The 12,577-nt window shown below is 60.2% G+C and carries 11 protein-coding genes and 1 other RNA gene; 8 read left to right on the top strand and 4 right to left on the bottom strand.

Translation table 11 applies throughout. The features are described from left to right. The first annotated feature begins 172 nt into the window (after window positions 1–172). Window positions 173–1,564 (top strand): dipeptidase, encoded by a 1,392-nt coding sequence (locus ACI2KA_RS02670; RefSeq protein ID WP_404498979.1) that lies wholly within the window; start codon window positions 173–175, stop codon window positions 1,562–1,564. A 413-nt stretch (window positions 1,565–1,977) separates the two neighbouring features. On the opposite strand, the gene ACI2KA_RS02665 is transcribed toward ACI2KA_RS02670, so the two are convergent. Then, a complete protein-coding gene (locus ACI2KA_RS02665) occupies window positions 1,978–2,187 on the bottom strand; it encodes a cold-shock protein (protein WP_003492998.1) in 210 nt (69 codons plus the stop codon). Between the two features lie 477 nt (window positions 2,188–2,664). On the opposite strand from ACI2KA_RS02665, the gene ACI2KA_RS02660 reads away from it, so the two are divergent. The 3 genes from ACI2KA_RS02660 to ACI2KA_RS02650 all read left to right on the top strand — a co-directional run bounded on the left by ACI2KA_RS02660 (window position 2,665) and on the right by ACI2KA_RS02650 (window position 6,585). Then, window positions 2,665–3,123, top strand: coding sequence for a YbaK/EbsC family protein (locus ACI2KA_RS02660; protein ID WP_404498977.1), 459 nt, complete (start codon window positions 2,665–2,667; stop codon window positions 3,121–3,123). Between the two features lie 143 nt (window positions 3,124–3,266). Beyond that, a complete protein-coding gene (locus ACI2KA_RS02655; RefSeq protein ID WP_404498975.1) occupies window positions 3,267–5,567 on the top strand; it encodes a transglycosylase domain-containing protein in 2,301 nt (766 codons plus the stop codon). Window positions 5,568–5,856: 289 nt separating this feature from the next. Continuing rightward, a complete protein-coding gene (locus tag ACI2KA_RS02650; RefSeq protein WP_404498973.1) occupies window positions 5,857–6,585 on the top strand; it encodes a sugar transferase in 729 nt (242 codons plus the stop codon). A 90-nt stretch (window positions 6,586–6,675) separates the two neighbouring features. Here the strand turns inward: ACI2KA_RS02650 and ACI2KA_RS02645 are convergent, their stop codons facing one another. After that, a complete protein-coding gene (locus ACI2KA_RS02645) occupies window positions 6,676–7,251 on the bottom strand; it encodes a c-type cytochrome (protein ID WP_404498971.1) in 576 nt (191 codons plus the stop codon). Window positions 7,252–7,401: 150 nt separating this feature from the next. On the opposite strand from ACI2KA_RS02645, the gene ACI2KA_RS02640 reads away from it, so the two are divergent. Together ACI2KA_RS02640 and ACI2KA_RS02635 are read left to right on the top strand one after the other, a co-directional pair. Beyond that, the gene (locus tag ACI2KA_RS02640) at window positions 7,402–8,157 is read left to right on the top strand and encodes a 3-deoxy-manno-octulosonate cytidylyltransferase (protein WP_404498969.1); all 756 of its coding nucleotides are present in this window, start codon (window positions 7,402–7,404) and stop codon (window positions 8,155–8,157) included. A gap of 11 nt (window positions 8,158–8,168) precedes the next feature. Continuing rightward, window positions 8,169–9,032, top strand: coding sequence for a prephenate dehydratase (locus ACI2KA_RS02635; protein ID WP_404498967.1), 864 nt, complete (start codon window positions 8,169–8,171; stop codon window positions 9,030–9,032). A 15-nt stretch (window positions 9,033–9,047) separates the two neighbouring features. Here the strand turns inward: ACI2KA_RS02635 and nudC are convergent, their stop codons facing one another. Next, window positions 9,048–10,010, bottom strand: a complete 963-nt coding sequence (gene nudC, locus ACI2KA_RS02630; protein WP_404498965.1) for an NAD(+) diphosphatase — start codon at window positions 10,008–10,010, stop codon at window positions 9,048–9,050. Then, entirely contained in the window at window positions 10,010–10,438 is a 429-nt protein-coding gene (locus ACI2KA_RS02625; protein WP_404498963.1) for an HIT domain-containing protein, read from the bottom strand. The genes nudC and ACI2KA_RS02625 overlap by 1 nt, the downstream gene beginning before the upstream one ends. 65 nt (window positions 10,439–10,503) lie before the next feature. Between ACI2KA_RS02625 and ffs the strand changes: the two genes are divergently transcribed. Beyond that, window positions 10,504–10,600: signal recognition particle sRNA small type (gene ffs, locus ACI2KA_RS02620), an RNA gene on the top strand. A gap of 78 nt (window positions 10,601–10,678) precedes the next feature. Next, window positions 10,679–12,553, top strand: a complete 1,875-nt coding sequence (locus tag ACI2KA_RS02615; protein ID WP_404498961.1) for a DNA polymerase III subunit gamma/tau — start codon at window positions 10,679–10,681, stop codon at window positions 12,551–12,553. The last annotated feature ends 24 nt before the right edge of the window (window positions 12,554–12,577 follow it).

Here is a 12,577-nt window from a genome sequence, read left to right as displayed (position 1 = left end):
TCGCCGGCAGTTTGGGATGAAAACCACTTCGCAGTTTTCCTGAACTGCTCTATCGTTCCGGCGGCTGCGCGTCTGCCGATTCACGGCAAGACGGCCCCTTGTTTCCCGCGATGCGCGATGCCCGGATGTTTCGTCTTATCGCCGGGTCACGACAGACATGACAGGATCAGCGATGACAGACGTTTCCTCTATTCTCTCCACCGCCGACGACAATCTTCCTTCCAGCCTCGAGCGGCTGTTCGAGCTTGTGCGCATTCCGTCGATTTCCACGGACCTCGCCTATAAAGCGGAGTGCCGCAAGGCGGCGGAATGGCTGGTCAGAACGCTTTCCGCGCTCGGCTTCACGGCTTCCGTGCGCGATACGGCCGGCCACCCGATGGTGGTGGCGCATCACGATGCGACATCCGAGGATGCGCCGCATGTGCTTTTTTATGGCCATTATGACGTTCAGCCGGTCGATCCGCTCGATCTTTGGGAAAATGACCCGTTTGAGCCGGCCATCAAGGATATCGGCGCCGGCCGCCAGGTGATCACCGGACGCGGGACGGCTGACGACAAAGGCCAGCTGATGACGTTCGTGGAGGCCTGCCGGGCCTACAAGGCCGTCAATGGCGGCCTGCCGGTGCGTGTCACCATTCTTTTCGAAGGCGAAGAGGAGTCCGGCTCACCCTCGTTGAAACCTTTCCTCGACGCCAATGCGGATGAGCTGAAGGCCGATTACGCGCTGGTCTGCGATACCGGCATGTGGGACCGCGATACGCCCGCCATTGCCGCCGCACTGCGTGGCCTGGTCGGCGAAGAAATCGTCATCACCGCCGCCGACCGCGACCTGCATTCCGGCCTTTTCGGCGGGGCGGCCGCAAACCCCATCCACATCCTCTCCGATATTCTCGCCGGCCTGCACGACGAGACCGGCCGTGTGACGCTCGCCGGATTTTATGACGGCGTGGAGGAAACCCCCGCCAATATCAAGGCCTCCTGGGAAACGCTCGGCCGAACGGCGGAAACCTTCCTCGGCGAAGTCGGCCTTTCTGTTCCCTCGGGCGAAAAGGGCCGCTCCGTGCTGGAGCAGACCTGGGCGCGGCCGACGGCGGAAGTCAACGGCATCATCGGCGGTTACACCGGCGACGGTTTCAAGACCGTGATCGCCGCGAAAGCCTCCGCCAAGGTGTCGTTCCGCCTCGTCGGCGAACAGGATCCCGCAGCCATTCGCGCCAGCTTCCGGGCTTATGTGCGCGCGAAAATTCCTGCCGACTGCGCCGTGGAATTTCACGAGCATGGCGCATCGCCGGCGATCCAGCTATCCTACGATTCCCCCGTGCTGACCAAGGCCAAAAACGCGCTTTCGGAAGAATGGCCGAAACCTGCCGTCGTCATCGGCATGGGCGGCTCCATCCCGATCGTTGGTGATTTCCAGAAGATGCTGGGCATGGATTCCCTGCTTGTCGGCTTCGGCCTGACCGACGACCGCATTCATTCGCCGAATGAGAAATACGACCTGCAATCCTTCCACAAGGGCATCCGTTCCTGGGTTCGGATTCTGGATGCCCTGGCCGCAAAATAAGCGAAAAGAGGAGGCGTCGGCCAGCCGATTCCTCCTCCCTCTCCCGCTTTTCAGGCGATCAAAAACAAAAAGGCCGGGCAAGCCCGACCTTTCCATCCGTTTTTCGTCAATGCCAGTACATCCGTGGTCAAAGCGTTCAACGGTCTGATGTTCCAGAGAGCATCCACTGCGCGGACGCTGCTTTCACCATCAGGATCGGCTGTTTCGGTTAATCTTTGGTTAACGCGATAACAGCGGCACTTTCAAAATGCCCGCCTGACGGTTTTCACCTGAAGCACTGTTGAAACCTATATCGGTATGCCTTGGCGCCTTTTCAAGGCCCGGCCGCTTGGCCCCTGTATTTCAAAAGAAAAAGGCCGGAAGAATCCGGCCTTTCCATTCATGCGAATGACCCTTTCGGGCCAAAGCGCTTATCAGGCAGCAACGAGGTTGCCTGCGGACATCTTGCCCGAGCGGCGGTCCTGCATCAGCTCGTAGGAGAGCTTCTGGCCGTCGTTGAGGGCGGTCAGACCCGCGCGCTCAACAGCGGAGATGTGAACGAATACGTCCTGCGAACCGTCGTCAGGCTGAATGAAGCCATAGCCCTTGGTTGCGTTGAACCACTTTACTGTACCAGTCGCCATAACGATTTCCTTCCGTTGGCAATTGTATTTGCACTGCGAGCAGTGCGGTCTCTTGTCGAATTTGAAGGAAAGATCGTCGTGTGCACCCGAAAAGGTACCGAAGCTCTGGTCGTCAAACAAATATCGATGGGCGAACACGTAGGTTGGAAGGGCCTGAAAGTCAAGTTTCTTTGAAAAACAGGGCGATCTTTGTGAACCTACGGTAAAACGGAGCCGCCGCAAAGAGGGCCGCAAACAGCAAAAACCCGGCGCGGGAGGAGGTGCGCCGGGTTCTTGAAACTGACTGACAATTGGGAGGAGGAGTATTGTCAGTCCAATCGGGCGACGCTGGGAGGAGGAGTGCGTCGCTTCGATGGTTTGAACATACAGGATCGCCGCTTAAAAAACAGACGTTTCATCGCAGCGCAGCATTGCGTAAAACGCATAGCTATTTCGGGGCATCTTGAAACCCCTGCGCTTACCGCCTAATAAATACGCATGTCCATCGAATCCGTCAGAGCCTTTTTCTCCGAGAAGTCACCCGACGTGACCGTGATCGAAACGGAAGCCAGTTCGGCAACGGTCACACTGGCCGCCGAAGCGCACGGCGTTGCTCCCGATCAAATCGCCAAGACAATCTGCCTGAAGGCGGGCGACACCATTCTCCTCGTCGTATCCGCCGGCACGCGGCGGCTCGACAACCGGAAATTCCGCGATCATTTCGGCGCAAAACCACGGATGCTCGGACCCGAAGAGGTGGTTGCGGTGACCAGCCACCCCATCGGCGGCGTCTGCCCCTTTGGCCTGCCCTCGCCCCTGCCGGTGTTTTGTGACATATCGCTGAAAAACTATCATGAGGTGGTTCCGGCGGCCGGCGCGACCAATGCGGCGGTGAAGATTTCGCCCGATGTGATGGCTGAGCTGACGGGCGCGGCATGGGTCGACGTCTGCCAATGACGCCGATTTGATCCGGCCGGGACTTAACCCCGCCTTAAATTGCCGCATTTAAACTCTTCATCCTGGATTAAGGATCGCGCAGGCATAGAAGCCTGACCCATGAGGGCATGTGCGATTTCGCGAATAGGAGCGACTTAGGCTGGATGGCAGGCAAGGGCAAATCACGCGAACGGGTAGAGCCTTCCTTCGGGGATTTCCACGAGTCCGGTGATGACCTGCGCCTTGACGCCAGCGAGCGCATCAGCGGAACGACGAAACAGTCCCCCAGAAAGCCGCAACCCAATACCGGCCGCGCCAAACCACGGAAAAAGGAAAAGCGCACACGCCATTCGGGCGGCGGCGCGACGGGTTTCATCCGTGCCCTCGTCTACTGGTGCATCGTCCTCGGAATCTGGGGCGGTATCGGTGTTGCCGGGCTTGTCCTTTATTATGGCGCGCGCATGCCGAGCGCCAGCAGCTGGTCCATTCCCGAACGTCCGCCGAATGTGAAGATCGTCTCGGTCAATGGCAGCGTGCTTGCCAATCGCGGCACCACCGGCGGCGAAGCCCTCGCGCTGGAAGACATGTCGCCCTATATTCCGCAGGCCGTGATGGCGATCGAGGACCGGCGCTTTTATTCGCATTTCGGGATCGACCCGCTGGGTCTCGGCCGCGCCATCGTGACCAATGTGCTCACAGGGCGAACCGTGCAGGGCGGCTCGACGCTGACGCAGCAGCTGGCGAAAAACCTGTTCCTCTCGCCCGACCGCACGCTGGAACGCAAGGTGCAGGAAGTGCTTTTGTCCTTCTGGCTGGAGCATCAATTCACCAAGGACCAGATTCTCGCGATGTATCTCAATCGCGTCTATTTCGGCTCCAACGCCTATGGGGTGGAGGCGGCTTCCCGGCGATACTTCAACAAGTCCGCACGCGACGTCAATCTGGGTGAGGCGGCGATGCTTGCCGGGCTGCTCAAGGCTCCATCGCGTCTTTCACCCGCACGCGATCCGCAGGCGGCGGAGGAGCGGGCGCAGGTGGTGCTGCAATCCATGCGCGATGTCGGCTTCATCACCGACGATGAAATCAAGACCGCCATGTCGCAGCCGCCGACCAAGGCGAAACGCTTCTGGTCAGGCGCTGAACATTACGCCGCCGACATGGTTCTGGAGGAAGTGCGCGGCCTGGTTGGCGAGGTCAAGCAGGACATCGTCGTCGATACCACCATCGACCCCAATCTCGAGCGCGACGCCGAAAAGGCGCTGACCCATCTGTTGCAGGGCGATGGCAAGAAGCAGGGCGCATCGCAGGCGGCGCTGGTTTCCATCGACGGCACCGGCGCGATACGGGCGGTGGTGGGCGGGGCGGATTATGCCGAAAGCCAGTTCAACCGCGCCACAAAGGCAAAAAGACAGCCTGGCTCGGCCTTCAAGCCCTTCGTTTATGTCGCAGCGCTCGAATCGGGACTGACCCCATACACCGTCCGCAACGACGCGCCGGTCCGCATCGGCAACTGGACCCCGGAAAATTACGAGAAGAAATTCCGTGGCGAGGTAACGCTCGCCACAGCACTCGCCAATTCGCTGAACACGATCGCCGCGCAGCTGGTAATGGAAGTCGGCCCGGAGCGGGTGACGCAGGTGGCGCATCGCATGGGCATCGAATCGGAGCTGCAGAACAACGCCTCCATCGCGCTCGGCACTTCGGAAGTGTCCCTGATGGAGCTGACGGCCTCCTATGCCCCCTTCATGAACGGCGGCTACAAGGCGACGCCGCATATCGTCAGGCGCATCACCGATCCCGATGGCAAGGTGCTTTACGAAAACAAATACGACAATCCGCCGCGTGTGCTGAGCGAAGAGACCGCCGCGACGATGAACGGCATGCTGTCGCGCGTCATCACCGAAGGAACGGGCAAGGCCGCACGCCTGCAGGGCTGGCAGGCGGCAGGCAAGTCCGGCACGACCCAGTCCTTCCGCGATGCACTTTTTGTCGGCTACACAAGCAACCTGACCACGGGCGTCTGGTTCGGCAACGACGACGGCACGTCGATGAAAAAGGTCACCGGCGGCGGCCTTCCTGCAAGGGCCTGGAAAGATTTCATGACCGCCGCCCATTCCGGGCTATCGCCCTCGCCGCTCTTCGGGCTTGGCGCAGGCGGCGTGGCGCCGCTCGGGGAAATGCAGCAGCCGGCACCGGAAAGCACACCGTCCTCCATCGGCGAGATCATTTCCAATGCGCTGGGCGGCAGGACAACAGATACCGGCGCCTATCCCGCAGCGCCCGTTTCTCCCGAGCCCACCCGTCAAGGCGGCCCCATGCCTCCCGCCAGCATACCGTCCCGCGACATGGAACCCGGCTACTCAGCCAGCGGCGGCCCTGTTCCGCCCGCCGATATCGGCGGTCAGGCATCCACGCCGTCCGGGCCGAAACAGACGACCCTGCTCGACATTCTGATGGGAAACTGACGGGCGTTTGAGACCATTGCGGCGAGAATGGACGGTGGGGCTGCAGCGCCCCCCGCCCCGTTGCACATCCCGTTTTCCGGAAGTGCAGACGCATGGAGCCAATCGCCATGACAGCCACTGGCGGCGAAGACGCAGTTGCGGCAACATTTGCGTGCATCCACGTTAACTGTAGATTGATATTTGCCAAAAGGCGGCTACATTTCGGATGACTTTTTAGGGTAAATGAATTATTAATCGTTCATATAAATTAATTTTCTTCTATCAAAATAACTTTTCAGGACTTTATATTATGCTGGGTACTAAAGGCTCATCGCATGCCATTTTTTACGACGCTCCCTATTCAGCTGCCACCACTTTCGAAACGCGGGAGATACAATCTCCCATTTCTGAAGAACACGCATCGTCATTGCTGCGTGGTCAGTTCGCGCTCAAAAGAACCATCGACATAGCGGGGGCATCCATCGCCCTTGTGGCACTCGCACCCGTATTGCTGACCGTCGCGGCACTGGTGAAGCTCGACAGCAGGGGGCCGGTCCTGTTCTCGCAGGTCCGCTGGGGCATGAACGGACGGAAAATCCGCGTCTATAAATTTCGCTCGATGAAGGCGGAACTGGGCGATGCCACCGGCGTGGCACAGACCGTGAGAAACGACCCGAGGGTGACCCGCATCGGGGCAGTCCTTCGCCGCACCAATATCGACGAACTGCCGCAGCTCATCAATGTACTGAAGGGCGATATGTCCCTGGTCGGCCCGCGCTGCCATGCCATTGGCATGCTGGCAGCCGGCCGGCCTTACGAAGAACTGGTCCCGCACTACCATCTGCGGCACCGTATGCGACCGGGTATTACCGGCCTTGCCCAGATGCGGGGCCTGCGCGGCCCGACCGACCGTAGCGACAAGGCGCGCGCGCGCATCGTCTCCGATCTTTATTATGTCGATAATTTTTCAGTCTGGCTGGATATCAAGATCATGGTCGGAACGGTGATTTCCGAATTACGCGGCGGCAAGGGCTTCTGATACCCGCCGCCGAAAACACCCCGCAACCAAGCGACCTGAAAATAAAAGCCCGGCAGCAATGCCGGGCTTTTATTGTGATCGTCGTTTCGATCAGTTTGTCGGTGCGGGAGCTGCAGCCGGATCCGGCAGCGGCGCGGGATTGGCCGACAGAGTGCGCAGATAGGCGATGAGGTCGGCTCTTTCCGTTTCTTTCTTCACACCCGCAAAGCCCATGGCGGTGCCGGCGATATATTTCTTCGGGCCTTCGAGGAAGTGATTGAGATGGTCGTAATCCCAATGCACGGAAGCGCCCTTGGAGAAGTCCTTCATCGCTGCGGAGTAGCTGAAACCTTCGTGGCTGGCGATCGGCCGGTTGACGATATCGAAGAGATTGGGGCCGACCTTGTTTGCACCACCACTCTCTCCGGTATGACAGCTCGTACACTTCTTGAACACCGCCTCGCCCTTGGCGGCATCCGCGCTGGCAAGCAATTGCGCAATCGGCGTCGCCGCGGCAGCCGCTTCGCCACCACCGGCTCCACCGCCGCTTTCTTCCGCGACAATGGTGTAGCCTTCCTTTTCGGGCGCAGGCGAATGAAAAATACCCTCAGACGCAATTGACACCGACATCAGGACGAAAACGGTGCCCAGAAACGCCCCAACGCCCATATTTACATAAGAATTCATCTATATGCGCTCCCTCGCATCCGCTCGATATAACCGGGCATCTTGAAATTGCTCGAAAGCTATGGCTTTTGCACAGCCTGCGCAACTTGAATAATGCTCCCCACACCGTGACGTTTTGACACTTTTCGGGCGGGATTAGAAGGGTGTCGGATGAATAATCGGGATTTCGAGAAAGCTGTCGTCCTCATACCGGCGCGGATGGCCTCCACACGCCTGCCGGGTAAACCGCTTGCGGATATAGGCGGCAAGCCGATGATCGTGCAGGTGGCGCTGCGGGCACGTGAGGCCGGTGCGGAACGGATCGTCGTTGCGGTCGATGATGAACAGGTGTTTTCGGCGGTACAAAATGCCGGTTTCGACGTGATGATGACACGCGACGACCACCAGTCCGGTTCGGACCGCATTTTCGAGGCGCTGCAAAAGGCCGACCCCTACGGCAAGGCCGAATATGTCATCAATGTTCAGGGCGATCTTCCCACCATCGAGGCGGAGACGATCCGCGCTTCGTTGCGGCCGCTGGAAAATGCCGCCGTCGATATCGCCACGCTGACGGTGGAAATCACCGACGAGGAAGAGAAGACCAATCCGAACGTGGTGAAAATAGTCGGCAGCCCCCTGTCTGAAACCCGGTTGCGCGCGCTTTATTTCACCCGCACCACGGCGCCTTATGGCGACGGGCCGCTTTATCACCATATCGGCCTTTACACCTATCGCCGCGCGGCGCTTGAGACATTCGTGAGCCTGCCTCCCTCGCCGCTGGAGACTCGCGAGCGGCTGGAACAGCTGCGTGCGCTGGAGGCGGGCATGCGCATCGATGCTGAAATCGTCCGTTCCGTGCCGCTCGGCGTCGACACGCCGCACGATCTCGAAAAAGCCCGCAAAATTCTTGCAGGCAGAACCTTCTGACGGAAAGCCCCATGAGCTTGAGCACAAATCGCATTGCCTTTCAGGGCGAATTCGGCGCGAATTCCGACATGGCCTGCCGCGACATGTTTCCGGATATGGAGCCCTTGCCGTGCCCGACATTCGAGGATGCCTTCAACGCCATTGAAAGCGGCGAGGCCGATCTCGGCATGATCCCGATCGAAAACACGCTGGCCGGCCGTGTCGCCGATATTCACCACCTGCTGCCCGAATCGCGCCTACATATCATCGGCGAATATTTCATGCCGATCCGCTTCCAGCTGATGGTGATGCCGGGCGTGAAGAAAGACGAGATCCGCACCGTCCACAGCCACATTCATGCGCTTGGCCAGTGCCGCAAGATCATCCGCTCCAATGGCTGGAAGCCGGTCATCGCCGGCGATACCGCAGGCTCGGCCAGGCTGGTTTCCGAAAAGGGCGACCGCAGCATGGCGGCACTGGCACCGCGTCTCGCCGCGGATCTCTACGGTCTCGATATTCTTGCTGAAAATGTCGAGGATTCGGAAAACAACGTCACGCGCTTCGTGGTGCTGTCCCGCGATGAAAACTGGGCCAAGCGCCAATCGCAGGACGAAATCGTCGTCACCACCTTCGTCTTCAACGTCCGCAATATTCCGGCCGCGCTGTACAAGGCCATGGGCGGTTTTGCGACGAACGGCATCAACATGACGAAACTGGAAAGCTACCAGCTCGGCGGAAAATTCGTCGCCACGCAGTTTTATGCCGACATCGAAGGCCACCCGGATGACGAACCGGTGCGACACGCGCTGGACGAGCTGCGTTTCTTCTCGGAAAAAGTCCGCATTCTCGGCGTCTACAAGGGTCATGCGATGCGCGGCAAGCTCAACCAGAGCTGAGCCTGCCGCAGCGTTTCATTTCGTCCATTCCACCCAGTCGCGCATCAGCCGATGCGCGATTGCGCCGCCGGGAGGCGCGGAAAAGCCTTCCCCCGCAGGCGCATCCAGCATCTTCGCCACCTCCGCCCGGGTGAACCAGCGGCAATCCTCCAGTTCGATCTCGTCGCGGGCAATATCGAAAGAAAGCGCCTCGGCATAACAGCCGATCATCAACGTATGCGGCATGGGCCAGGGCTGTGAGGCGTGATAGCGCACGCGGCCGATCTCAACGCCGGATTCCTCGTGCGTTTCGCGGCGCACCGCCTGCTCGATCGTTTCGCCCGGCTCGACGAAACCGGCAAGGCAGGAATACATGCCCGGTGCAAAATGCGCGCCGCGGCCAAGCAGGCAAAGATCGCGCTCGACATCGATGGTCATCATGATGACGACGGGATCGGTGCGTGGAAAAATGGTGTGATTGCAAGCGGCGCAGATGCGCTTGTAGCCGCCGATCCGCAGTTCCATCGTGCCGCCGCAGCGTCCGCAGAACCGGTTATCGGCATTCCAGTGCGTGAGGCTGACCGCTTGGGCAACCTCGCTCAGCAGCTCTTCGTCAAGCAGATGATCGCGATAAAGCGTGCGGGCGTCGGCCAGCTTGTAATGGCTCGCCAGCCGGTCCTCGGCCACGGCAACCGGCACCGCTATTCTCGGCTCACCGGTCTCACGATATCCTAGCAGCACGGCACTGTCGAAATCCGGCTGCAGCTCGGCGAGCTCATAGGCCGAAAACAGGGGATCGATGACCTGCTCGTCATGCTTCAGAACGAGCCGGTTGCCCGAAAAGGCAAAAATATGGGTACCGTCGACTTTCAGCGCATCGGCAACGCACTCCTCCGTCCGCTTTTCAGCGAAACGGTCGAGGGCGTTTTTGGAAAAGGCTGTCAGCAGGCTTGCTTCGGGATGGGGGGCGTCGGTTTCAAAAATTGTCATGGAAATCATCAGAGCGCGCCGGAGATTTTTTTCATCAAGGTTTCCCTTTCGCCGGCCTCATAAGGCACTGCCGTTCCGTGACCCCAGATAGGGCCGGGCCAGCAGGTGTCGCCTTCGTTGCGGGCGATAATATGGACGTGAAGCTGCCGGACGATATTGCCCAGCGCGCCGACATTGATCTTGGTCGCTCCCGTCACTTCCTTCAATGCGGAGGCGACGAGATTGGTTTCGAATGTCAGCACGGCCTGATCGAGCGGGGTGAGATCGAACAATTCGCTCACACCGTCGCGCTGCGGCACCAGCACCAGCCAGGGCCAGCGGCTGTCATTCTGCAGACGCAATTCACATAGTCCCAAACGCGTCACCAGCACGCTGTCGCGCGCCAGCCGGTCGTCCAGCCGGAATGTCTCCAAGGTGTCCTCCATGTTTGTTTTCATCGTGATAGCAGTTTTTTGAAGGCTTGGCTTGCATTTGCTGTCGATATTGCCGATATGTGGCCCCGGGAGGTTGGTGGTGGACGAGCCACTCGCCAACCGGGTCAGGTCCGGAAGGAAGCAGCCCTAACGAGCCCGGCACGGGTCGCCGTGCCAGCCTCCCACCTTTTTAAAAGACGTGCTCAGCTTTCGCCGGGCCAGTTCAGCGCCCCAAGACAACTGGCAAAACAAACTGGCGAGGCAATGAGCGACACCGTACCCACCACATCAAGCGAATCCCAGGTCGGGACCGGCTACCGGGTACTGGCGCGCAAATATCGTCCGAAGGATTTTTCCGATCTGATGGTGGGCCAGGAACCGATGGTCCGCACGCTGACCAACGCGTTTGAGACCGGTCGTATCGCGCAGGCCTATATGCTGACCGGCGTCCGCGGCGTCGGCAAGACGACCACGGCCCGCATTCTCGCCCGCGCGCTGAATTACAAGACCGACAGCATCGACAAGCCGACCATCGACCTTCGCATCCCCGGCGAACATTGCCAGGCGATCATGGAAGGCCGGCATGTCGACGTGATCGAAATGGACGCCGCCTCGCATACCGGCATCGACGATATTCGCGAGATCATCGAGCAGGTCCGTTACCGCCCGGTCTCGGCGCGCTACAAGGTCTATATCATCGACGAAGTGCACATGCTGTCGACGCAGGCTTTCAACGGTCTTCTGAAGACCCTGGAAGAGCCGCCGGAACATGTGAAATTCATCTTCGCGACCACCGAAATCCGCAAGGTTCCGATCACGGTTCTGTCGCGCTGCCAGCGTTTCGACCTGCGCCGCATCAGCGCCGCCGACCTCGTCGGCCTGTTCACCGCCATTGCCGGCAAGGAGGGTTTCGAGGCCGATCCGCAGGCACTGTCGATGATTGCGCGTGCGGCCGAAGGTTCCGCCCGTGACGGTCTTTCCCTGCTCGATCAGGCGATTGCCCATGGCGGCGGCCGGGTGGAGGCGGAAGCTGTGCGCGGCATGCTCGGCCTTGCCGACCGGGCGCGCATCGTCGATCTCTTCCAGCATGTCGTCAAAGGTGATGTCGCGGCCGCCCTGTCGGAATTCAACGGGCAATATGAAGCTGGCGCGAACCCTGTCGTCGTATTGAACGACCTCGCCGATTTTACCCATCTCGTCACCCGCATGAAATATGTGCCGGACGCGGCGGAAGACCCCTCGCTTTCCGAGATCGAGCGCGTGCGTGGCGCGGAATTTGCCGAAACCATTGCAGTGACAGCACTATCGCGCATCTGGCAGATGCTGCTGAAGGGCATTCCGGAAACCGAAAATGCTTCGCGGCCCGCCGGTGCTGCCGAAATGGTGCTGATCCGGCTTTCGCACGCCGCCAACCTGCCTGCGCCGGAAGATGCGGCCCGGCGCCTGCTGGAGCTTTCGAGCGGCGACGGCGGTTACGCCAATGGCGGACCTTCGGGCGGCGGCAATGGCGGCGGCGCACGCGCCTATTCGTCAGGACAGACCGTGGCCGCGGGAAGACCCGTCGATCTTCCCGCCCAGAGGCCCGCAAACCCGCAGCCATCCGCAATGCTGCGCGCCGTGCCCGATAGCCGCCCGCAGGAGATGCAGGTCGTCCAGCCGAAAACCGAAGAGCGGCCGGAGCCGAAGGTTCCCGTCAATTCGATGCAGGATATTGCCGATCTGTGCCAGAAGCATCGCGATCCCGTCATGCGGGCGAAGGTGCGCAACTTCATACGTCTCGTGCGGCTCGAGCCGGGCCGGCTCGACATGCGCCTCGGCGACGGCGCGCCCGGCTCTCTGCCCGGCGAGCTTGGCGTCAAGCTCAAGGAATGGACCGGCATCCACTGGATTGTCAGCCTCAGCAAGGAACAGGGCGAGCCGACCCTTGTCGAGGCCGAAGGCAATGCCCGCGACGCCCGCCTTGTCGATGCGCGTCAGGACCCGGACGTTGCCGCCATTCTGGCGCAGTTTCCCGGCGCGAAAATCACCGATGTGCGCATCCGTGCCGTAGCGCAGGATGAGGTCGAAGACATCGCGCCGCCATCGGTTGCCGAATCGAGCGAAGGCGACATCCTTCCCGGTGACGACATCGAATTTTAAACAAAAAGAACAGGAGATTGGCAC

It is taken from the genome of Agrobacterium sp. NPDC089420, from assembly GCF_044900305.1.
In the GTDB taxonomy this organism is placed as follows: domain Bacteria; phylum Pseudomonadota; class Alphaproteobacteria; order Rhizobiales; family Rhizobiaceae; genus Agrobacterium.
The sequence above is the reverse complement of the archived record's forward strand: the minus strand, read 5'-3'. Positions and strand labels throughout refer to the sequence as shown.

Excerpts from the sequence above, each read along its gene's own strand:
- ACI2KA_RS02660 (WP_404498977.1), top strand. The coding sequence starts at position 2,665 with ATGTCCATCGAATCCGTCAGAGCCTTTTTCTCCGAGAAGTCACCCGAC.
- ACI2KA_RS02665 (WP_003492998.1), bottom strand. The coding sequence starts at position 2,187 with ATGGCGACTGGTACAGTAAAGTGGTTCAACGCAACCAAGGGCTATGGC.
- ACI2KA_RS02625 (WP_404498963.1), bottom strand. The coding sequence starts at position 10,438 with ATGAAAACAAACATGGAGGACACCTTGGAGACATTCCGGCTGGACGAC.
- ACI2KA_RS02650 (WP_404498973.1), top strand. The coding sequence starts at position 5,857 with ATGCTGGGTACTAAAGGCTCATCGCATGCCATTTTTTACGACGCTCCC.
- ACI2KA_RS02640 (WP_404498969.1), top strand. The coding sequence starts at position 7,402 with ATGAATAATCGGGATTTCGAGAAAGCTGTCGTCCTCATACCGGCGCGG.
- ACI2KA_RS02655 (WP_404498975.1), top strand. The coding sequence starts at position 3,267 with ATGGCAGGCAAGGGCAAATCACGCGAACGGGTAGAGCCTTCCTTCGGG.
- nudC (WP_404498965.1), bottom strand. The coding sequence starts at position 10,010 with ATGATTTCCATGACAATTTTTGAAACCGACGCCCCCCATCCCGAAGCA.
- ACI2KA_RS02670 (WP_404498979.1), top strand. The coding sequence starts at position 173 with ATGACAGACGTTTCCTCTATTCTCTCCACCGCCGACGACAATCTTCCT.
- ACI2KA_RS02645 (WP_404498971.1), bottom strand. The coding sequence starts at position 7,251 with ATGAATTCTTATGTAAATATGGGCGTTGGGGCGTTTCTGGGCACCGTT.
- ACI2KA_RS02615 (WP_404498961.1), top strand. The coding sequence starts at position 10,679 with ATGAGCGACACCGTACCCACCACATCAAGCGAATCCCAGGTCGGGACC.
- ACI2KA_RS02635 (WP_404498967.1), top strand. The coding sequence starts at position 8,169 with ATGAGCTTGAGCACAAATCGCATTGCCTTTCAGGGCGAATTCGGCGCG.